We start from the raw sequence: 21,957 nt of genomic DNA, 5'->3' as shown, positions 1-21,957 counted from the left end.
GAAACAGGGTCCAAAACAGACGGCACAGACTATAAAGACATATCCCGCAAACGAGCCTGAACCAGCTCTTCTTCCCCAGTGAAAAATTGCTGCCGCAACAGCACTACTTGCTTATCCTGATCCTCGGCAGTCAGACCCGCAGCCAGTATCCGCTCTTTTTGCGACAGGTATTGTGCATATTTATCTTCAAACTGGCGCTGACTCTGCCATTGCCCCACCAAATCATCAATTTGGCGCGGTTCATAGCTCAGTCCCGCCAGCCCTTGCCTCAAAGCCGTCTCGCTGGTCGCAGACTGAAATAACTCAGTCGCCTGACTCGCCCTGATAGCAGAGCTTTCCAGCTGCTCATCCACGACTTTGAGTTCCTGCGGAAGCTGTTGCCGTTTAGCTGCCAGCAGCTGTTGTTTTTCAGTCATGCTGAGACTTGGATCCTGCTGAATCGCCATTTTGGTCAGAGTATAGTCAGCGTAGGCTTCCTCCATGCCAAAAAACGCATCGACGACCTCCTGATTCATTATCTGGCGGCGAATCTGCTTCAACTGCTCAAGCGATTGGGTCAGCACACTCAGGTGATATTCCGGGGTTTGCTGGTCAACGGGCAGCAGAGGTTGTTGCATTAGCTGTAAAGCAGCCTGCTTATATTCAAGGTACTGGTCCAGCATTGCCAGAGCCTGCTCTGCTGCTGCCGGTGGCAGGCTGGTCCTGGCAAGGCGCTCTATTTCCGCCAGGGCCTGCTCGGGTGTCACCTCGCCAACCGTGTTGAGGAAATAATCAAAGAAGTCTTTTACTTCTATTGAAATGATCAGCTTTCCGGTTTCATCCACTTTGAGCTGGCCATCGATATCAGTCCCTTCAAGACTGGCCGCAAATTTCTCCCCATCGTACTTTTTTGGGGTGGCTCCCGGCAGGTTAGCGCTATCTCCTGACAGGTTAGGAACCGCACCCGGCACGTTGGAAGCATCTCCCCCCGAATGACTTTCAGCCGCCTGCTCCAGGGCATGCGGCGCAGTTTGAGTAGTACTTTCAGTTACCTGACGAGAGGGTTCCTGAAAGAGGCCTGGCGTCCGGTTGAACCATAACCAGCCGGCGATGATCATTAGTACAGCAGCGATTGCGATAACGGTCACCTGGACCGGCATGTGGCGACGTACAGCGTTGTGCATACAACTCCCCTTTATCGACGGATACTCAATCAACCTGATCTATGGACGCTTGGCCTCTATTCAAGGTGGCCGTTACAACCCTCTATTTTTCAGACGGTTGGCCTGGCTACGGTAAAGTGATACCGGATTGGTCCACAGCGAACGGATGCCGAACAAATGATTGATCGCATCAATGTGGTTCATGGAGTAATGGGTACCGATAACATTCCCCATTTTGGTCGCACAGCTTGCCACCAGACCATCATTGTCTTCCCAACCAAAAGACAGCCCGGTTATCGCCAGGAATCCGTCAGAAAGATCCAGAACATTGGTTACGACACTGCTCCCGGTCCAGGAGAAGAATTTCACCTTGTTGGAACCGTACCAGACGTCCTCGGCTTTGGTGGCACAGTAGGTCTGGCTGACCCCTTTCCACCCCAAAGTTGAGTTAAGGTCCGTGGTTCCCTGAGTGGTCAAAGTCTCCAGCGCTGCAATACCGTCCTGAGGGTTGTTGTTGCCGGACAATAAATTCACCAAGCCGCCAAGCGCGACGGCAATGGCATCAGCACCACCTTCTACATAGGACCCCGGAGGGATAATCCCGCGAATGACATCCGCAACCTTCGAGCCCTGATTCACACCGTCGATAGATGTAACAGAAGCCACTTTTGAAGGATTGAGATGAACCGCCACTCGTGAAGTCGGCGCACCCTGGCTATGGGCCATGATGTTCACTTTGGAATATCCCAGGCTGTTGATGTAGTTCTTTAGCTGAACGCCACGCTCCCAACTGCTGTTGACGAATGAGACATTCGCCACTTCAACAGTCGCGCCGGAACGGGAAAGGTTATACGGGATCGTATGGAAATAGCCGATGAGGCCGCCCAGATAATCAAATCCGGTTACCCCATGAACAAGGAGAATTGGATATTTGGTTTTGGTGTACGTGTCTGCCATGGCTGCTGATCCAATAAGGAACAGGCAGCAGGAGACTACTGCGGTGAGTAGCTTCTTCATTAAGTGCTCTCCAGTCTTGTTTTTGTTGTCAGGATTTTTCGCTGTAACTGCGAGCGAACACAGGGAGCACTATATCAAAGGGGTCTGGCCGGCAATTCACCTGAATGGGTGATTTTCAGCCCAGGATGTCGTCCATTTGGGTGACCTGGACGCGAGCTTGCCTCTGCCTACACTGCAGGAAATTGGGGGCATACTGGTGAAAGAGGCACTGGACCGTACCCGGGGCAATCAATCTCTGGCTTCAAAGATGCTGGGCATTTCCCAGCCAGGGCTTAGCAAACGACTGAAAAAACTCTCGCCAGAGGAGGACCCGACCAGCTCTATGATCCAGAATTAAGCCGCACCGGCCCGAATCAGGCCACCCAGGCCTACCCGGTCCAGCTCGCTTTCCAGCAGGCGGCGAATTCTGTGCTCATCAGATTTGCGTTTAACTTTGGTCCACAATTCCGCTGCCCGCTCATGGGTCATTGTCCGAATGACCAGCTTGGTTTTGGGGAGGTTATATGCAGAGAGACTGAGCATCTCTACTCCCATTCCCAACAGCAGAATAACGGCAGCCGGATCCGCCGCCATCTCGCCGCACAGGCTGACAGGAAGATTGTATTTTTGCGCACTTTGTACCACGTGTCCGATAGATCGGATAACTGCCGGATTCAGCCAGTTATACAAGTCCGACACCTTGGGATTGTTGCGGTCTACAGCCAGAATATACTGGGTGAAATCGTTACTACCGATGGATACGAAATCTACCAGCTTGGCAATATCACGCAGCATGACCATAGCCGAAGGTACTTCGATCATTGCCCCTACTGGCGGCCGCTGAACCTTTATGCCAGCAGATCTCAATTGTGAAACCGCTTCTTCCAGAAGGCCGTGGAATGCTTTCAGCTCGTCCAAATGACTGACCATTGGCAGCAGAATCTTGAGATTATCGAGCCCTTCAGAGGCCCTCAGCATGGCACGGATCTGACTGAGGAAAATACTGGTGTTGTCGAGAGTAAAACGGATTCCCCGCCAGCCAAGAAACGGATTCTCCTCAGAGAAGCTGAAATAAGGCAGATTCTTGTCCCCGCCAATATCCAGTGTTCTCATATGCACGGGGTTGGGCGCATAGGCTTCCAATATTTTCCGGTAAATATGAACCTGCTCATCCTCAGAGGGAAACGATTCATGCAGCATGAAAGGAATTTCCGAGCGATATAGCCCAACTCCTTCCGCCCCACGCAGCAGTCCTGGTGATATATCCGCCACCAACCCCGTATTGGCATATAGCTTAATGCGGAAACCGTCCGGGGTTTCGGCGGGAAGTTCCCGCAGTTCATCCAGCCCCTTGATAAATTTGGCTTCCTGGCGGGCCAGACGGCGGTATTCTTTGCGCAGATTGGGAACCGGATTGAAAACTACCACTGCCCGGTAGCCGTCAATCACTGCCTCGGCGTGGTCAATCTGCGACGGATTGATACCCCCTCCCCCCATCACCGCCGGTATCCCCAATGCATTGGCCAGAATGGCGATGTGAGATAGCGATGATCCGCTGGAACAAACGATACCCGCCAGGAATTTGGGAGGGAATTGGGCGATATCCGTTATGCTGATGTCCTTCCCGACCAGAATGGTAGGTTCATTAACCTGTAATCCATCTCCGCCGTCATCTCCCTGCATGTTGGCATAGACACGATTACCGATATGACGGATATCATCGGCCTTGGCCTGCAAATAGGGATCGTCCATCTTGGCAAAAATCCGGGCGTGGGCTTCGACGGTCTTTCGCAACGCCGTGGCAGCCGACCAGCCTTCACGGATAAATTGCTCAGTTTCAGAGGATAGTTCACGATCCTCCAAAATCATTTTATAAACACTGAACAAGGCCAGAACGTCTTTCGGCAAAGTGCCTTCCATGCGCCGACCACTATTGTGCAGCTCCTCTTTGGCAAGGTTCAGTGCACGATTGAACTTTTCCAGCTCATACCCCGAGTCCAATGCAAGCCGATCCGGCACAGAAGCCAGCTCGTAGGCACTATGCATCCAGCGGACTCGTCCGATGGCCATGCCCGTTGCACCTTTGACCCCCTGAAATTTCAGATTGGATTGGATAGGAACATCCGGCTGAGCCAGAAACGTTTTGACGTCTTCTGCATGCACCCATTGACTGAGAGGACCGGCCAGCTGGGCGGCAATCGTGATGACAAATGCTTCCTGTTCGTCACTGAAATAGGAAGCGTCCTCTTTCTGAACCGTAATGACACCTATCAACTTACGAAAGCTGATGATAGGAACACCAAGAAATGCCGAATATCGTTCCTCACGGGTTTCCGGGAAATACTTGAAACTTGGATGCTCACTGGCATTATCAACATTCAGCAACGACTGATGCTGCGCGATATAGCCAACCAGACCCTCTCCAACCCGCAGTGTAACCTGCCCCACTGAGACCTGATCCAGACCACGGGTCGCTACAAGTGCCAGTTCCGAAGACTCCGGCTCAAGCAGATAGATACTGCATACATCAGCCGTCATGGATTGCTGCACCCGTTCGACGATAAGTTCCAGAAGATCCTTGGCAGCCTTTAAATCCGCAGCATCCTGAAAAATTTCTCTTAAAGTCTTTAACGGTTCCAGCATCTGATTACTCTGAGGTACAACGATTGGAGGGACGCGCTTAAAACGCTAGTAACATACTATACTGGCCGAGAGCCGTTCTACCAAGAGGGATTTGAGAAAAGAGGAACGGCATAACAGAGGAATACCGGAGAAAATTATCGGTGCATCAACTCCCTTTATGCAACCGCCAGGCACATGCCAACCCAAAACAAATCATAAAAATGTGACCGGCCTGAAAACCAGTTTGATAAGCCCCACTGCCAGCATTAGGGTCCCCACCGATCATTTTGACAAAGGCGCATATTCCAACGATAACTCCGAATATAAAGAACAACTTTTTCAATTTACTCTACCTTGGTTTTCTAACTTCTAAAGGTTCAAAAGGAGCATAGGATCAGGGAAACCTACTCAGAGCCTTCTCTTACTGCCCGCAACAAAATTACCGAAATATTATCGTGACCGCCGGCGGCTTTTGCCGCTTCAGCCAGTTTGAAAGAGATCCGTTTCAGATTGGGTTCAGGCTGATCTGCCTCGGACTCAGTCAATTCGATAAGAGCCCCTTCGGCCTGCAAAATCTGCAGAACGTCACCTGAAGACAACTCATTATACAAACCATCAGAGCAAAGCAGATATAAATCACCCGGTTCAACATCAACATCCATCTGATGCACGATGATTCCGCCGTCACTGCCGACGGCTTGGGTAAGCATATTGCGATAGGGGGAGAGCTCTGCCTCTTCGGCACTGATCGTGCCATCTTCCACCATGGACTGGACGACAGAGTCATCTCGAGTCAGCTGCTCCATACGGGTATTCTGGCCTTGGGGACGAATGCGATAGCACCTGGAATCACCGACGTGCAGTATGGAAGCCTGATGATTTTGGGCCCATAACGCTACGAGAGTGGTTCCCATTTTACCGTATTCCGGCTGCTCGCTCCGGGCCTGGCAGATGGATTCGTGAGCTTGCTCTGCGGCTGTATAAAGCGCGCCTCTCAAGCGCTCCAAATCAATCAGCTTTTTGCTGGCCAGAGGCATGGCCAGTGTAGCCACAAAGACCTCGATCGCCATTTGGCTGGCCTTGGCTCCTCCGGCATGGCCGCCCATGCCATCAGCAACTACGGCAAGAGCAGTTTCCCTGCTGGGAGACAAATACCAGTCAACACTATCCTCATTGGCTTTGCGGACCGCACCTATATCCGTATGGCCTGCGACATCAAACCGCAAACGTTGATCTGAATCCAAATGTATTCCCCTCATTAACACCTGATGAGGGTAACGGCAGACGCTCAGAATACTGGGTAGACATTGCCTGCAGTGACCCCCTAACCTGCGTGACAGCTTAGCGTTAAATGCACACCAGTTCCAGATCTGAGTGTCAGGGGTGCGAACGCCTTCCCAGCCTTTTACGAGCTGGGAAGTTGCGTTGCGCGGTAGGAGGCTGCAATCAGATAAGGTCTGTTACAGCTGGAATGGATAGATTGAACCCAGTTTCAGCAGCTGAGTCAGTTCATCCAGAGCCGTGCGGCATTCTTCCAACAGCGCCGGATCGGCCAGGTCCTGCTGACTGATGCGGTCCCGGTAATGCTTATCTACCCAGGCATTGAGCTGTTCGAATAACTGATCAGACATCAGAACCTGTGGATGAACCGCTGCCAGTTCCTCTTCGGTGAGCGCCACCCGTAAACGCAGACAGGCCGGGCCACCGCCGTTCTTCATACTCTGTTTGAGGTCAAATACCTTCACTTGCTTAATCGGCGTGTTCCGGGTCACCAAGTCATCCAGGTAAGCTTTTACCCGGGTATTTTCCTCACACTCCTGGGGCACCACCAGCACCATATTGTCATCCCCCATGCTTAGGAGCTGACTGTTGAACAGGTAGCTGGATACAGCATCCTCGACCGTAACAGCAGAACTGGGCACCCTCACCTCTTTCAATAAAGCACCCTGAAGCTTCTCTTCCAGCTCCGCCATCACCCGGGAGCTGTTCAGAAAAGCTTCCTCGTGATAGAACAGTACATTCCGGTTACCGACCGCAATAACATCATTATGGAATACCCCTTGATCAATCACTGACGGATTTTGCTGGGCATAAACCACGGAGGAACTATCCAGTCCATGCAAACGGGCAATCGCCTGACATGCCTCCAGAGTCTGCCGGGCCGGATATCTGGTGGGTCTCGGTGCAGATTCATCAAAGGCTACGCGCCCATAGACAAAGAATTCAACTCCGGCGTCATCATAGTCACGACAAAAACGAGTGTGATTGGCCGCTCCTTCATCGCCGAACTGAATCGACGATGGCAATGCAGGATGATGGGCAAAGTGTTTGTCGTTATTAAAGATAGCGCTCAGCACCCGGGAAGTGGTGGTGTGCTCAATCGAACGATGGAACTTGGCCGTCAGATTCGCCGCTGTAAAGTGGACACGGCCATCACGGGTATCCGCACTGGGCGATACGGTGGCGGCATTGGCTGTCCACATACAGGAAGCTGACGCTACAGCCCCGAGAAACGCGGGCGCTTCGTGGGCAGCCTGAAGCATGACCTCCCGATCAGATCCAGAAAAACCCAGTTGACGAAGAGTATCGATACAGGGACGCTCCTGGGGTAGCAGGATGCCCTGTTTCAGCCCCAAATCATGCAGGGCTTTCATTTTTTGCAGTCCTTGCTTGGCCGCTTCCTTAGGGTTGGAAACATCCTTGATATTGGTCTCGGAAGCCACGTTCCCATAGGAAAGTCCGCTGTAGTTATGGGTGGGTCCGACTAATCCATCAAAATTGACTTCGTAGGCTGTCATAGGACTGTTTCCTCTTATCGTCGCATTAAAGCGGCATTAACTCTTTATTAATACGGTTGTCTGCCGGCTTGGGATTTATCCCCAAGCCACGTGTTTATTCCTGAAGCCGGTAACGACGCAGGTTTTGATCAACTGTGCTACAGCTTCATACCTGGAGACAGGCTACCGGGCATTTCAGCCTCGTCAGCCTCCAGGGAGGCCACCGGGTAAGCACAGTAATCCGCCGCATAATAGGCACTTGGACGGTGGTTACCACTGGCTCCTATACCGCCGAAAGGTGCGGCACTGCTGGCTCCGGTTAATGGCTTGTTCCAGTTAACGATCCCGGCACGGCTTTCGAGCAGGAACTGGTCATAGAATTTACGCTGGTTGGTGATGATGCCCGCTGCCAGACCATAACGGGTCTGATTCGCGAGACGGATACCATGTTCAAGGTCCCGACAGCGCTGTATCTGCAATAGAGGACCGAAGTATTCCTGGTCAGGAAGGTTTTCAACTGCCGTCACATCAATAATGCCCGGCTTGAGCAACGAACTCTCCTCTCCTAGTGATTTAAGCGGCAACAGAACCCGCCCTCCCAGCTCTTCAAGGTGACGCTGGGCATTCAGCAATTGCTGCTTGGCTTCCAGCGAAATAACGCCCCCCATGAAAGGCTGCGGATATTCATCATAAGCTCCTACCTTCAGAGCCTCGGCTGCTTTCACCAGATCATGAACAAACTCGTCCCCTTCGGTTCCTACCGGTACGATTACCCGGCGTGAACAAGTACATCGCTGACCTGCGGAAACAAACGCAGAAAACAATGTATGGTGCAAAGCTCCTTTGAGATCATATGGCGGGATGACAAGCAGTGGGTTATTGCCCCCCATTTCCAGGGCCATAATCTTCTCCGGGTGGCCTCCCATCTGCGCATGCAGTGCATGACCGGTGTTGGAGCTGCCGGTAAACAGCAATCCATCCAGCATGGGATGACACGCCAGATCGATACCGGTTTCCTTGGCCCCCTGTACCATATTCAGCACGCCGGCAGGCAAACCGGCCTGTTCCCAGACTTCGACGGTTGCCTGAGCGAATGCAGGAGTCAGCTCGCTGGGCTTGAACACAATGGTGTTACCGGCAATCAGGGCTGGGACAATATGTCCGTTAGGCAAATGTCCGGGAAAGTTGTATGGGCCGAATACTGCCAGGACACCATGAGGACGGTGGCGCAATACTGCATGCCCGGCAGCCACGTTCTGCTCGCGATGACCAGTGCGTTCTTCATAGGCCTTCACTGAGATTTCCACTTTGGCAACCATCGAGGCAACTTCTGTGCGGGCTTCCCACAAAGGCTTACTGGTCTCCCGACCGATCAAATCAGCCAGGTAATCTTTGCGTTCTTCCAGCAATTGGGCAAAACGGCGAATGATTGTCAGCCGGTCTTCCGGCTTTTTACGTCCCCACTGGCGGAAAGCGGAACGAGCGCTTTCAACTGCGTGATTTATATCTTTTTCCATCGTGGCCGGAGCAGACCAAAGAAGTTCCTGGGTCACGGGATTGACGGATTCAACGATTTTTCCATCACCGTTGCCCCAGTTGCCGTTGATGTAATATGAATATTGTTCTGTCATGACGCTCGACCTGGTATATCTGATAAGTTATTAAGTAAGGTACGGTCAATCGACTTATTCAGCCCGTTTAGCCCTGAGCTGTACCGTACGCACCATATCTCCTGACTCCAACTGCAGGTTTTCCAGCAAATCATGGGTCAGAGACACGACATCCTGTTTGACCTGATTCTGGTCAATCAGAGCCACACGAAAGTTTTCAAAAGAACGGTTGGAGACCATCACCGGGGTATCGATTTCCCCGCCTCCGTGCTGGCTGGGCATGACATGACGCTTGACGCTGTCACGCACAGTGCGGATATTGCGGACAAAAGCTTCCACCAGAGGGCCCGCATCAAAAATATCCACCAGTCCGTTAAAGTTAAATCCTTCACTTTCCAACATGGCCAAAGCCGGACGCGTATGCGGGTGAACCTGACCAATCACGTCGCGGGCTTCTTCCGTCAGAAACGGTAAATAAATGGGATATTTGGGCATCAACTCAGCAATGAATGCCTTATTTCCCAACCCTGTCAGATAATCTGCTTTAGAGAATTCCATGGTGAAGAACTTTCGACCCAGACACTCCCAGAACGGCGAGTTGCCTTCATCGTCAGCATAACCGCGCATTTCCGCAAAAACCTTGCTACTGAAATATTCAGCAAAATCCGCCAGAAACAGAAAACGGCACTTGGACAACAACTGACCGTTATGGCCGTTTCTATAATCCGCATGCAGAAATAGCGTGCAGATTTCAGAGCAGTCCGTCATGTCATTCGTCAGATACAACGTAGGCGTCTGCTTATGTATTCCCAGTTCCTTGGAAGCATTCACGGTGGTAGAGACCCGGTAGTTATACCAGACCTCGTCCAAGCCCACTCTTGCCATGATGCCGCTAACCCCTACGACCCGCTTGAGTTCAGTGTCTTCCAGGGCAAAGAGATAATAAGCGTCCTGCGGATCTACACTGCGGGCAAAGGACCGCTCAGAGTGTTCAATTCGGGAAGCCAGCAATTCTTCATTAGCCGGCAAAGTCGTCACTCCCACGCCGGCACTCTGCGCCATGCAATACAGGGCTTCCAGATCATCAGCTACGATGGGGCGAATAAGCATCATCGATTGTTACCTTCTTTATTCTAAGTTGTGCGTTTGACTGCAAGTGACTGGTTACAGAGGTGCGAATGCCACATCTTCGCCTTCGGCAATCTGTAGAGCTTCAGCAGTTGCCCGCTTCAGCCGCAGCACATCTCCCATGCCGTCAGTCATATTGGCCAGGGTGGCACGGAATTCACCAAACCGGGTATTGCTCATCAGATACTGCAACCCTCCCTGGTGCTCTGACAGTTTCACCTGCTTGCGCTTCATGGATTTCACTGTATTCAGATCGGAGCGGTATGCTTCCAGAGTTGGACCACCATCGAATATGTCGATATGACGGCCAAGTTTGAATCCTTCCCGGTACAGGAACTGGCAGTTATCCGCTGCACTGCCATGCGGCTGGGCAATGGCGTCTTGAGCCTCCCGGCTCAACAAGGGGACGTAGATGGGATGAGAGGGCATCATTTCAGCAATGAATGTCTTGCTCTTGATGCTGGAATAGTAATCAGCCGTTGCGAAGTCCATATCAAAGAAATGACGTCCCAGGCTCTCCCAAAAAGGTGAGTTACCGGTTTCGTCCTGCATGCCCTGAATCTCAGCAATAATACGTTGCACAAACCGCGTATGATGCAGCTGCATAAACATAAAACGTGATCGGGACAACAGATCGAAATAAGAAGTCTTCCGGAAACGTGGCGAGATCGACAATGAGCAGAGAGCGGTTGTGCCGGTCAGCTCGTGTGTCATATAGAGGATGTCTACTTCATTGTAGACATCCAGCTGTTGCGAGGAATGAATCAGTTCGTCCAGCCGGTAGTTGTAGAATGGCGCACCGTTTCCGGCACTGGTATCCATTCCACTGGTCCCCAGAATTTCTTTGGTCTCGGTGTCTTCCATCACAAAGAGATAGCGCTCTTTGCCGGATATTTCATCATCTCCGGCAAAAGATCGAGTGGAATAATCCACCTTCTCCCCTAACTTGTCCCTGTCAGAAGGCAGCGTGGACAAACGCGCTGCACTTTCATTGACCAGTTTTTCAATGCCGGGAAGATCTGCAAACCTGCTTGGACGAACAATGATCATGCCGCTCTCCTCTTATCAGGCAGACGCCACAACTTTGGCGACGGCACGTTCAAACCGGGCAAGACCTTCCTTGATATCTTCCTGAGGAATAATCAGTGACGGAGCCATACGAACAACGTTAGGGCCGGCTACCAGAGCCAGAACTCCCTCTTCCAGAGCAGCCGTCATGAACTCTTTGGCTTTGCCCTGGTATTTATCGTTCAGCTGCGAACCAATCAATAACCCCATGCCGCGAACATCGGCAAATACGTTGTACTTCTCGTTGATTGCCTGCAGACCGCTGACCATCAGATCGTGACGCTCCTGAACTCCTGCCAGCACGTCAGGTTGACTGATAATTTCCATCACCTTCAGAGCAACAGCGCATCCCAAAGGATTACCACCGTATGTGCTGCCGTGTGTTCCCACTGTCAGGCTTTTGGCCACTTTATCGGTTGTCAGCATGGCACCGATGGGGAAACCGTTACCCAGAGCTTTTGCGGTTGTCAGAATGTCTGGAGTAACGCCATAGTTCATGTAGGCGTATAGCTGACCGGTACGACCAACACCTGATTGAACTTCATCAAAAATCAATAGCGCTTGATGTTGATCGCACAGTTCCCGGGCACGCTTCAGGTATTCCTGCTTCGCAGGAGTTACACCGCCTTCACCCTGAATCGGCTCAACCACGAATGCACAGGTATTTTCGTCAATGGCTGCTTCCAGAGCTTCAATATCATTGAAAGGTACGTGCTTGATACCACCCGGTACCGGCTCGAAGCCTTCACGGTACTTCTGCTGTCCGCCGACACTCACCGTGAACAACGTACGACCATGGAAGCTGTTAGAGCAGGCTACAATGTTATGTTTGTGGGATCCCGCGTGTTCCCAGCTGTAGCGACGAGCCAACTTGAACGCTGCCTCATTGGCTTCACCGCCCGAGTTGGAGAAAAAGACTTTGTCCGCAAAAGTGAGTTCCACCAGTTTCGTCGCCAGACGAATGGCGGGCTCGTTCGCCAGAACATTACTCAGGTGCCAGAGATTGCCCGCCTGTTCGGTCAGCGCCGCCACCAGCTCCGGATGCGCATGGCCAAGACCGGTAACCGCGATGCCCCCAGCCAGATCCACATATTCCTTGCCCTGTTGGTCCCATACACGAGAACCTTGACCACGTACTGGAATTACCGGACCCGGAGCGTAATTGGGAACCATGACGTCATCAAACATTTCGCGTGTAACTGTCAAACCGTCGGACATGCTTATTTCTCCACTCGTCAGAATATTATTCGATCCCCGGCACAATGCTGCTCAGGGTAGTGGAGAAGAATAGCCGCAGATGGCTGAAAGGGATTTTAGGATCGCGACACCGGTTTATAAAAATGCGTCGTCATATTTTCCGAATATTTGCCAGATTAGCCCGCAGCCCTCTCTTCTGAGGGGGTAATCTGATACATGCTTCGGTAGGAGGTTGAAAAGTGTGCACCGGATGAAAAACCGCATCGGAGTGCGATTTCGGTAATTGAAACATTCGTGGAAAGAAGTAACTGCCGGGCAACTTCCAGCCTGATCTGAACATAATATTTGGAAGGTACGGAATCGAGATGTTTCTTAAACAATCGCTCTAACTGGCGACGTGAAATGTCCAGGTGCTGGGCGATATCATCGGTGGTCAGAGGCTCTTCGACATTGGCTTCCATCAACTGAACTGCCTCATACAGAACAGGAACTTCCTTTTTCAGATTCGCATCCGGATACTTGCGAACTCCTGCTGCAGACTCTCCGACACGATATCGGGTAATGGTCTGGGCAATCATCTCTGAGATGGCGACAGATTCAGACTGGCTGATACGGAACAACATCATATCCTGAGCTGCACTACCTCCACGGCAGGTCCACACGGCTTGATCTGCGGAAAACAAATCTGCCGACTGCTTCACGGATTTACAAGCCTCAACAAGATTCGCAGGAATCGGCGGTAATGACGCTTTTCGACCTTTCAGCAGCCCTGTTTCCACTAACAGCCAGACACCACTGGCAATACCTGCAATCCACTTGAAACCTGCCGCCTGCCCTTTAAGCCATGGAGCTATCTGCATTCCGGCAGGAGTTGAAGATTGGCTCCCACAGATAACCAGTGCATCCAGTCCGTGAGGCAAAGCAAGATTCTGTTCTACAGAGACACTAAGCCCGTCACCGCTATGAACCACCGGTTCCGAGCCCACGGTTACCCAGCGAAAACGCTCTTCCCCCATCAATTGGTTACAGATGCGCATCGGCTCGACCACACTGGCATACGCCAGGGTGGAAAAATGCGGTAATAGAAGAATTCCTACTGACTCGGGCAAATCAAAACCTTTTCTATCGGGTAGCCATTACATACTCCAGCAGCATCCTCGGATCTGTTTTGGAGACAGCAGACACAGGGACACCCAATAAGTTTAGTTGCTGGATAACAATAGGCACACTGGGAAAGTGCCTTGTAGAAGCCATTGCCAAGGAGCAACATTTAAGACTAAGTCCCAAATTGGCGCAATGTGGCTTTCACTTAGATGACTAAATATCCGGAAGAACGAGAAAATGACCAAGCCCCAAAAGGGACAAATAAGCCCTAAGAAACGAATTTAGTAAAGACGGGAACATCCTTGTTCCAAAGACGAAAAGAAAGGTCGATAAAATCCAGCCTCAGCCCAACCCTGTCCAGAGACTGCATAGGAAAATTCATTGTCTAGTGAATTGCTGCCAGCTTTTCCCTTTTATAGCGAACCCATTCACCACTGACGCATTTATAGTAAAAGGCCATCATGTATTGGCTCACAGGCATTTGAATACAGATCACATCACCATTAGCTGAAACTTGCATAAGACTCTCCTTATATATCTGTCGCAATATCGAATTTTTGATTAACAACCGGCGGCTCTACTCATTTATTTAGACCAGCTAAATTTCGAACCACTCTTTTACTTCGAACCGCTCTTTATCTCGGTATGTTCGTCTTTCTGAACCACTCATTCATCCAGAGCAATCCAATGCGATAGTTCGAGCTATTCATTGCGATAAGAAGCGTGAAACAATAAACAACTTTTAACATGTGTTTTTATACAGTACTGACACTGTATACAGCACCTGTTGTTATGTCCAGTAGTTAATCATAAATATTTCCAATCCATTCTTTGATATTTAGACGATTTTCGCTATTGTGCAAACTCCAAAAAACAACAGGAAATAATTTTGGCCAGGAGACTGCTCACCGCAACGCTGACAACCCTCATTATCGTGCTGGCTTTGTTTTTCGGTGTGGTCCCGGAATTAGTTGACCATATCGCTAACAGCCGTCTCCCGGGTGATCCCAAAGTGGTCTCTCCTTCTGTCGAATCACTTCACAAAGATCTGTTTATCAGCGATCTGCACTCTGATGCCCTTTTATGGGGGCGGGATCTTTCCAAAGGCTATAACCGCGGCCACACCGACCTACCCAGGCTGATCCAGGGGAATGTTGCACTGCAGGGATTCTCAGTCGTCACGAAAGTTCCTTTCGGCTTGAACCTGCAAAGCAACGATAGCCAAAACGACATGATTTTCTGGCTTGGTGTGTCCCAGACCTGGTCAACCAAAGCCCTTGGCAGCTTGTTTGGTAGGGCTGAAAGAGCTGCCAACCGGCTTCAGAGTCTGGCAGATAGTCAAACGGACTTCTTTCTTATCCGCAGTCGTCAGGATCTACAGGATTATCTGGATACCCGGAAAATTGATCAGAAAATACTGGCCGGCTGGCTCACCCTGGAAGGTGCCCAGGCTCTCGAAGGCAATCTCAACAATCTGGATCGGCTATACGATCTTGGCTACCGCATGATCGCCCCCACCCACTTTTTTGATACTGAAATTGCCGGTTCGGCTCATGGAGTGGCAAAGGGTGGGCTCACCCCGCTGGGCCGACAATGGGTTAAAGCGATGGAAGAAAAGTCCATGATTATTGACCTTGCCCATGCGTCCAGACAGACCATCGCTGAAGTCCTGGAAATGTCTACCCGGCCGGTGATTGTGTCGCACACTGGGGTCAAGGGAACCTGCGACAATAACCGCAATCTGTCTGATCAGCAGCTGAGGGCTATCGCAGAGAAAGGCGGCATCATCGGTATAGGTTTCTGGCCTGTGGCAGTCTGCGGAAATAGTGTAGACGCCATTGCCGGCGCTATTCGATATGCCGTGGGAATTGCTGGGGAAGAACACGTAGCGCTGGGCTCAGATTTCGACGGAGCAGTGGCCACACCGATAAGCGCACCGGAAATGGACCAACTGACCCAAAGCCTGCTGGATGCCGGTTTGAGCCAGGAAACCATTGCCAAAGTTATGGGTGATAACGTTAAGAATTTTCTATTGAAGTATTTGCCTTAATCGGCCGCAAACCGTTCCAATTGCCGGTCATGCCAGCGGCTCAGCATCAGCAGAGCCGCGATCCCACCAACCAGAGCATATTGCATGTCGGACTGGGTGTCCCAAACGTACCCCTGCGTCCCCAGAAAAGCCGTCGCAGATTCTCCACTCATCAATGCCACCCACCACTCAATCAACTCATAAAAAGCACTGAAAGACAACACAATACACAGCACAACATAGGCCAACCAGAGACGACCGTTCACGACATTGAGTCGAAGCAACAGCTCCCGGGCCAATATCGCGGGAACAAAGCCCTGCACAAAATGTCCGACCTTATCGTAATTGTTGCGGCTCCCACCGGTGTAGTCCCGAATCCAGTCAAACAACGGAACCTCAGCATAGGTATAGTGCCCTCCCACCATCAAAATAAGGCAGTGAATCAATATCAACCAGTAGAGTAACGGTGTGAGTGGGAAGCGCCGATAGGTACCGACGATCAATGCGATACCAATCAATGCCGGAACCACTTCCAAAAACCAGGTCGGGTAGTCCTTCGGATTCACGGCGGACCAAATCAGAACAGCCAGAAATATCAGCAGCCATACTGCCCTCTGGCCAGTTCCCGGATAAGATACCTTTCTTTCGACTGAACTTTCGACTGACATAGCGGCTTCCATCAAATACTAACCAGTAACAGGGTTAAATTCGCTACGGCTACGGCGATTTACCCACAACACCAATACCACCAACATGACCATCACCGACGACAGTCCGAGTAATGTATCCCAGCCATATTGATTAACCACCCAGCCAGAACTCAAAGCCGCCGTCGCCTGTATACCAAAGACGATAAATTCATTCACCGACTGAACCTTGTATCGCTCCGCAGGTTGATAACATAGAGGTAACAGGGCTGTCCCGCCAACGAACAGGAAGTTCCAGCCTACGCCCAGCAATACCAAAGCCCACCAATAATGCATCAAATGATGTCCCGAGTATGCAACGGCAAGGCATACCACATAGGCCAATACACCGGCGGCAATCATCCTATGATGACCGATTCGGCTGATCAGCCAGCCCGAGAAAAATGAAGGTAAAAACATGGCCATGATGTGGGATTGAATGACCCATTTGGTATCCATCAGGCTGTGGCCGATAATCTTGTGCATATTGACCGGAGTGGCCGTCATCATGAAGCTCATCATGGCATATCCCATGGCAGAAGCCACAATCGCCAGCCAGATCAGGGGATGCCGAAATATCTGTCCCAAGGGACGCCCTTCCCCAAAAGCGGTGACTTCCACGACGCTTTGATTCCTGTAGCCAACAAGCAGCACCAGCATGGCCAGCAGGCAGACAGCTCCAAGCAGAAGAAATGCTCCGATAAACGGTAAATGTTCGGGATTATCGGCAGTCAATCCCACTATGGGACCAAGGTTTCGGCCATACACGACCAACTCAGGCCCTATATACGCCGCAATCAAGCCACCCAACAATACTCTAGAGGCGGCTTTCCCTGAATCCCCTGAAGACACGGCCTCTATCGCAGCAAATCGGTATTGCTGCGCGATAGCCACGCTCCCCCCCATCAGAAAACCGGCCACACAGAACCACCAGAAACTCGCTGCAGAAATCGCCATCGCAGCAATAACCGACGAGCCACCGGCTAACAGAGCCCCCAGCACAAAAACCGAACGCCGCCCCCAACGATGCATCATTCTTGTCACGGGTATGACGCTGGCTGCCGTTCCGACCATGACCAGAGCGATTGGCAGGGTTGCCCAACCCGCTACCGGCGCAAGGTCTCCACCAACGATACCGCCGCTGAAAACGATCAACGGCGCGGCAGACATTGACAACGCCTGTGTGAACATCAGAACCCAAACGGTGACAGGCATGTAACTCCCTAACATTGTAGATTAACGGCTAGTCATCATAGATTGGATCTCGATTGCCGTCACCTTCGGGAAAGGACTTACCGGTTAGCAGATAACCAGATAACCAGATAAATATGGCGCCACTCCCCGCCAAGGATCGGGGGGAGTGGAAAGATGGAAGAAGAGGAATGTTGCCTGTATTAAACCTTAAACCTCGCCACTTGCTCACGCAGGTGCTCACCCAGATTGGATAGCTCGTGGCTGGTCTGAGCCGTCTGCTCGGTCCCTCTTGCCGTCTGTTCAGAAGCATCGGCAATGGAGGTAATGCTCCGGCTGATATCCTCCGTTACAGCGGTCTGCTCTTCCGAGGCACTGGCAATCTGGGTATTCATGGAACTGATCGTACCGATGGAATTGGTAATAACAGTCAGCGATTCACCGGCCGATTGTGCTTTACCAACCGCACTTTCTCCATTGGCACGGCTCTGTTCCATTGAACTGACCGCCCGGTTTGAGCCGTCCTGCAAGCGGGAAATCATGGCTTGTATCTCTTCTGTGCTTTCCTGAGTCTTGCTGGCCAATGCGCGCACTTCATCCGCTACCACAGCAAACCCACGACCGGCTTCCCCAGCCCGGGCAGCTTCTATCGCCGCATTCAATGCCAACAGGTTGGTCTGCTCTGCAATCCCCCTGATAACACTTAATACAGAAACAATGGAGTTCACATCGCCCTCCAGAGCATTGATTACCTCGGAGGCTTCACCAATCTGTTCAGACAACTTGGCAATGGACTTGATTGCATCATCCACGACAGTCTGCACATTGACGCTTTCTTCATCCGCTTTTTGGGCAGCTTCTGCAGCCTGCTGGGCATTTTGTGCAATTTCCCTGGCGGCGGCAGACATCTCATTGACCGCAGTTGCCACCATTTCAGTTTCTTGCCGCTGCATGGCAACCGCATCACTGGTGTCACTGGCGAATTGGTTCATCTCATTGACCGAGCCCGCCATACTTTGTACGGAGTTTTTAATATCAGCCACCAGTTCCTGGACTTTGCTGGCAAACCCGTTAAAGCCGCTGGCCAGTTTGGCGAATTCATCATTGCCGTGAACATCAAGCCGCTGAGTGAGATCCCCTTCGCCCTGCGCGATATCCTGCATAGTGTCCGCCAGTTTCACTACCGGCTTCATCAGGCTGTTCAATAGAAGAGTCATCAGGCCGATGACTATGGCAACCCCGACAATGGTGAATATCAAAGCAGAGTTCCGGAAACTGTACAGAGAGGCATAAGCCTTGTCCTTGTCGACAACGATCGCCAGATTCCAATTAACGGATTCCACCCCCTGAATGGGCACGAACCCCACTAGTACGTTTTGTCCATCGATAGCCGCATTGGTCAATTCCTGACTCATGCTGACCTTACTTCCCTTGAAGAGATCAGACAGTCTTTTATCCACCCATTCCTGCTCAGGATGCACCAGGATTGTGCCGTCTTCTGATACGAGAAAGGCATACCCCATATCGAAAAAGTTAATGGAGTTCACCAGATCGGTGATGACATTCAGGAACAGGTCGCCACCCGCAACACCTCGACTGCTTCCCGAAAAAGGCATTGCAGCGGTGATTACCAGTTTCCTCGAGTCCGCATCAATGTAGGGAGCGGTAAATACACCACGACCTTCCTGATTAGCTTTGATATACCACGGGCGCTTGCGAGGATCATAATCCGACGGCTGAACATAAGTCGGATTGTTCATGATCATTGTCCCGTTATCGAGACCAACGTAAACATCCGGCATTTCCTTGAATGCAGCGCCCTGGTCAGTAATGATTTTTAACGTCGCGTTGTCTGTTTCAGATGCGGCCCGTCTGGCAACAGATTTAACCGTATCCAGTTTCGCATTCATCCAATTGGAAATATTGCCGGAAACAGCTTTCCCCACTTCATTAAGACTGGCCTGGAGCTGTTTATCCGTTTCACCGGCCAGATAGAAGTAGTTATTAATGGCAAATGCCGCAATGGAAATGAATAGTATGCTGGCACTGAGTAGTATGATTTTATGTCTGAATTGTAGGGACATCACCCACCTCATGGTATTCCTGAAGACAATCAATGTCGGCAAAGTCGTCCTGGCAAGATGTTTAAATCCTGAATGCTATAAGTTTAGACAAGGATGGAGATTTGGCAGGAATAATGTTGCAAATCAGTCGAATAATATTATTTGACCCGTTTTAACAGTATCACTCCGAGAATACCGCTGATAATGATCGGCACCAGCGTGGCCAATATCGGGTTGAAGCCGAATACCAGACTGGCCGGCCCAAGCAGGTCCTGCATGTATTTAAACAACAGCCCCACGATGATTCCGCAAAACACCCTGAATCCCATGGTGACCGAGCGCAAGGGACCGAATATGAAGGAGATGGCCACCAGCACCAGAACCCCTGTCGCCACCGGCTGCAGAACTTTCTTCCAGAAGGCCATGAGGTAAGTGTTGGCATTCAACTCCTGGGCAACCAGATAATTCACATAGGTATACAGCCCTCGAATGGAAAGGTACTCAGGCTTGATGATCAAAACCCCAAGCACCGCAGGTGACAATTCCGTATCCCAACGCCTGGAAACGATGTCCATACGTGTGGTTTCATTGTCCTTAATATAGGTTTCCTTCAGATCCTGCAGTATCCAGTAGTCGCCCTGGTATAGTGCCCGCTTGGCAAAAGATGACTTCACCAACTCATGGGCACTGTTAAATTCAAACAGACTGACGCCATGCAACACCCCTTTGGGTTCCACGGCGTTGAAATGCATATAGATGTTTCCTTCCCGGTGCCATATCCCCTGCTCTGAAGCGATGCTCTCAGCGGCCCCTTGCTCCAGGGCTCTCTGGGTTTGAGCAATTCGTTCCGTGTGAGGAGCAATAAACTCGCCGATAAAGAGACTCAGCAACACAACCGCCAGGGCCGGCTTCATGGTTGACCAGACGATACGCGACACAGAGATGCCTGCCGCCCGCATGACGGTCAGTTCGCTGGTATTGGCCAACACTCCCAGTCCAACCAGGCTTCCGATAAACGCCGCCAGGGGTAAATAGTCATAAATACGTCGGGGAATCGTAATGCCGACATATTTGATTGCCTGCAGTACTTGGTAATTGTTTTTCAGCTCGTCCATTTCGGCGATGAAAGCAAACACCAGGTCCAGTGACAACACGACCAGTAAAACCAGCAACATGGCGGAAGACACCGTAGATACGATGTAACGGTCAAGCCTGCGCACGTTGCACTCTCCTCTTCTGCATCCAGTCGGGCCCGAACATCAATCCCAGCGCCGTGATCAGAAACACCAGGTGAACCCACCACATTCCAATCCACTCCGGTATACGTTCCTTTTCCAGACTCTTGCGGCTGGCAATCAGCAGCCCCAGATAGAGAATATAAATCAGCATCGCCGGCAGCAGATGGAAGAACCGGCCCTGACGAGGATTCACCCGGCTCAGCGGTATCGCCAGCAAAGCCACCACAGGCACCAGGAGCGGGATAGAAATCCGCCACTGCAAGAGGGCTCGTTCTTTGGGATCGTCCGACGACCATAGTTCCTTTGTCGGAATGGCTTCCGCTTTTCCTCGCTTGGCTTCCTTGGCAGGTTCTGCAATTTTGACCCCGTAGGACTGATAGTCGATCACCCGGTAATTGAGTTCGCCAGGCCTTCCTTCATAACGGGCGCCTTGGTGCAGAACGATAAAACGACTTCCCGTTTTATCGTCAACCAGCTGGGTTCCTCTCTGCGCAGCCAGCACAGCAATAGATCCCTGGGCTTCGTCACGCTCAGCAATAAAGACGTTCTGCATTTCACGCTTATCGTCACTTAACGCTTCGGTATATGTGACCCGCTCACCTGATCGCAGACTTTGGAAGCGACCTGGCACCAGCATTTCAAACTCGGTCATTTTGGACTGGTCGACAAAAATCTGTTCCACCTGCTGCATACCCCAGGGGCTGAGGTAAAGACTCATAAATCCGACCAGCAGGGATACCAGACCGGCAGTCGCCATAGTTAATTTGATGAGTTGCCATTTGGTCATTCCGCAGGCAAACAGAACCGTCATCTCACTTTCCAGGTACATGCGTCCATAGGCAAGCAGAATGCCGATAAACATACCAAGGGGGAGAATCAACTCTAGAAATCCGGGTAATCGATACCCCATTATGGCAAACAGCACATCCGCCGATAGCTGGCCCGCCGCTGCATCCGCCAGGTATTTGATAAAACGGCCACTCATAAAGATCAGTAGCAATATACCGGCCACGGCTATCATGCTGATCAACAGCTGCTTGGAAAGGTAACGTAGGATGATGAACAAAACAGGTTCCGTGGATCTGACACTCAGGGAGGCAAGATAC

General features: G+C 51.2%; 18 protein-coding genes. 2 read left to right on the top strand and 16 right to left on the bottom strand.

Going from position 1 to position 21,957, the window contains the following annotated elements; translation table 11 throughout:
* Positions 1 to 29: 29 nt before the first annotated feature.
* Together BTA51_RS15470 and BTA51_RS15465 are read right to left on the bottom strand one after the other, a co-directional pair.
* The gene (locus BTA51_RS15470; protein WP_094708763.1) at positions 30 to 1,163 is read right to left on the bottom strand and encodes a lipase secretion chaperone; all 1,134 of its coding nucleotides are present in this window, start codon (positions 1,161 to 1,163) and stop codon (positions 30 to 32) included.
* Positions 1,164 to 1,235: 72 nt separating this feature from the next.
* Positions 1,236 to 2,159: a triacylglycerol lipase gene (locus tag BTA51_RS15465; RefSeq protein WP_094708761.1), complete on the bottom strand. Its 924-nt coding sequence runs from the start codon at positions 2,157 to 2,159 to the stop codon at positions 1,236 to 1,238.
* Between the two features lie 157 nt (positions 2,160 to 2,316).
* Between BTA51_RS15465 and BTA51_RS15460 the strand changes: the two genes are divergently transcribed.
* A complete protein-coding gene (locus BTA51_RS15460; protein ID WP_371333190.1) occupies positions 2,317 to 2,496 on the top strand; it encodes a helix-turn-helix domain-containing protein in 180 nt (59 codons plus the stop codon).
* Here BTA51_RS15460 and ptsP read toward each other — a convergent pair.
* The 9 genes from ptsP to BTA51_RS30795 form a co-directional block, all read right to left on the bottom strand.
* Complete coding sequence (gene ptsP, locus BTA51_RS15455; RefSeq protein ID WP_094708757.1) at positions 2,493 to 4,781, bottom strand: phosphoenolpyruvate--protein phosphotransferase; 2,289 nt, start codon at positions 4,779 to 4,781, stop codon at positions 2,493 to 2,495. The two genes, BTA51_RS15460 and ptsP, sit on opposite strands and share 4 nt — an antisense overlap.
* A 383-nt stretch (positions 4,782 to 5,164) precedes the next feature.
* Entirely contained in the window at positions 5,165 to 6,004 is an 840-nt protein-coding gene (locus BTA51_RS15445; RefSeq protein ID WP_168188190.1) for a PP2C family serine/threonine-protein phosphatase, read from the bottom strand.
* Between the two features lie 216 nt (positions 6,005 to 6,220).
* On the bottom strand, positions 6,221 to 7,558 hold the full coding sequence (astB, locus tag BTA51_RS15440) for an N-succinylarginine dihydrolase (RefSeq protein ID WP_094708751.1): 1,338 nt from the start codon (positions 7,556 to 7,558) through the stop codon (positions 6,221 to 6,223).
* Positions 7,559 to 7,695: 137 nt separating this feature from the next.
* Positions 7,696 to 9,168, bottom strand: coding sequence for a succinylglutamate-semialdehyde dehydrogenase (gene astD / locus BTA51_RS15435; protein WP_094708749.1), 1,473 nt, complete (start codon positions 9,166 to 9,168; stop codon positions 7,696 to 7,698).
* Between the two features lie 54 nt (positions 9,169 to 9,222).
* The gene (gene astA / locus BTA51_RS15430) at positions 9,223 to 10,260 is read right to left on the bottom strand and encodes an arginine N-succinyltransferase (protein ID WP_094708747.1); all 1,038 of its coding nucleotides are present in this window, start codon (positions 10,258 to 10,260) and stop codon (positions 9,223 to 9,225) included.
* 51 nt (positions 10,261 to 10,311) lie between these two features.
* Positions 10,312 to 11,325 (bottom strand): arginine/ornithine succinyltransferase subunit alpha, encoded by a 1,014-nt coding sequence (aruF, locus tag BTA51_RS15425; protein ID WP_094708745.1) that lies wholly within the window; start codon positions 11,323 to 11,325, stop codon positions 10,312 to 10,314.
* Positions 11,326 to 11,340: 15 nt separating this feature from the next.
* Complete coding sequence (locus BTA51_RS15420) at positions 11,341 to 12,561, bottom strand: aspartate aminotransferase family protein (RefSeq protein ID WP_094708743.1); 1,221 nt, start codon at positions 12,559 to 12,561, stop codon at positions 11,341 to 11,343.
* A gap of 155 nt (positions 12,562 to 12,716) precedes the next feature.
* On the bottom strand, positions 12,717 to 13,649 hold the full coding sequence (locus BTA51_RS15415) for a GlxA family transcriptional regulator (RefSeq protein WP_246841053.1): 933 nt from the start codon (positions 13,647 to 13,649) through the stop codon (positions 12,717 to 12,719).
* A gap of 380 nt (positions 13,650 to 14,029) precedes the next feature.
* Positions 14,030 to 14,164: a hypothetical protein gene (locus BTA51_RS30795; protein WP_256385729.1), complete on the bottom strand. Its 135-nt coding sequence runs from the start codon at positions 14,162 to 14,164 to the stop codon at positions 14,030 to 14,032.
* A 369-nt stretch (positions 14,165 to 14,533) separates the two neighbouring features.
* Here BTA51_RS30795 and BTA51_RS15410 point away from each other — a divergent pair, with 369 nt between their 5' ends.
* Positions 14,534 to 15,694 (top strand): dipeptidase, encoded by a 1,161-nt coding sequence (locus tag BTA51_RS15410; RefSeq protein WP_094708742.1) that lies wholly within the window; start codon positions 14,534 to 14,536, stop codon positions 15,692 to 15,694.
* Here BTA51_RS15410 and BTA51_RS15405 read toward each other — a convergent pair.
* The 5 genes from BTA51_RS15405 to lptF form a co-directional block, all read right to left on the bottom strand.
* Positions 15,691 to 16,341 carry a DUF2238 domain-containing protein gene (locus BTA51_RS15405; RefSeq protein WP_094708740.1) on the bottom strand — a complete coding sequence of 217 codons (651 nt, stop codon included), beginning with the start codon at positions 16,339 to 16,341 and terminating at the stop codon, positions 15,691 to 15,693. The two genes, BTA51_RS15410 and BTA51_RS15405, sit on opposite strands and share 4 nt — an antisense overlap.
* Positions 16,342 to 16,359: 18 nt before the next feature.
* Positions 16,360 to 17,574: an MFS transporter gene (locus BTA51_RS15400; protein WP_094708738.1), complete on the bottom strand. Its 1,215-nt coding sequence runs from the start codon at positions 17,572 to 17,574 to the stop codon at positions 16,360 to 16,362.
* A 179-nt stretch (positions 17,575 to 17,753) separates the two neighbouring features.
* Positions 17,754 to 19,634, bottom strand: a complete 1,881-nt coding sequence (locus BTA51_RS15395) for a methyl-accepting chemotaxis protein (protein WP_168188189.1) — start codon at positions 19,632 to 19,634, stop codon at positions 17,754 to 17,756.
* A 137-nt stretch (positions 19,635 to 19,771) separates the two neighbouring features.
* Positions 19,772 to 20,833: an LPS export ABC transporter permease LptG gene (lptG, locus tag BTA51_RS15390; RefSeq protein ID WP_094708734.1), complete on the bottom strand. Its 1,062-nt coding sequence runs from the start codon at positions 20,831 to 20,833 to the stop codon at positions 19,772 to 19,774.
* The gene (gene lptF, locus BTA51_RS15385; RefSeq protein ID WP_094708732.1) at positions 20,820 to 21,917 is read right to left on the bottom strand and encodes an LPS export ABC transporter permease LptF; all 1,098 of its coding nucleotides are present in this window, start codon (positions 21,915 to 21,917) and stop codon (positions 20,820 to 20,822) included. The genes lptG and lptF overlap by 14 nt, the downstream gene beginning before the upstream one ends.
* Between the last annotated feature and the right edge of the window lie 40 nt (positions 21,918 to 21,957).

Source organism: Hahella sp. CCB-MM4, from assembly GCF_002260525.1.
GTDB lineage: Bacteria > Pseudomonadota > Gammaproteobacteria > Pseudomonadales > Oleiphilaceae > Hahella.
The sequence above is the reverse complement of the archived record's forward strand: the minus strand, read 5'-3'. Positions and strand labels throughout refer to the sequence as shown.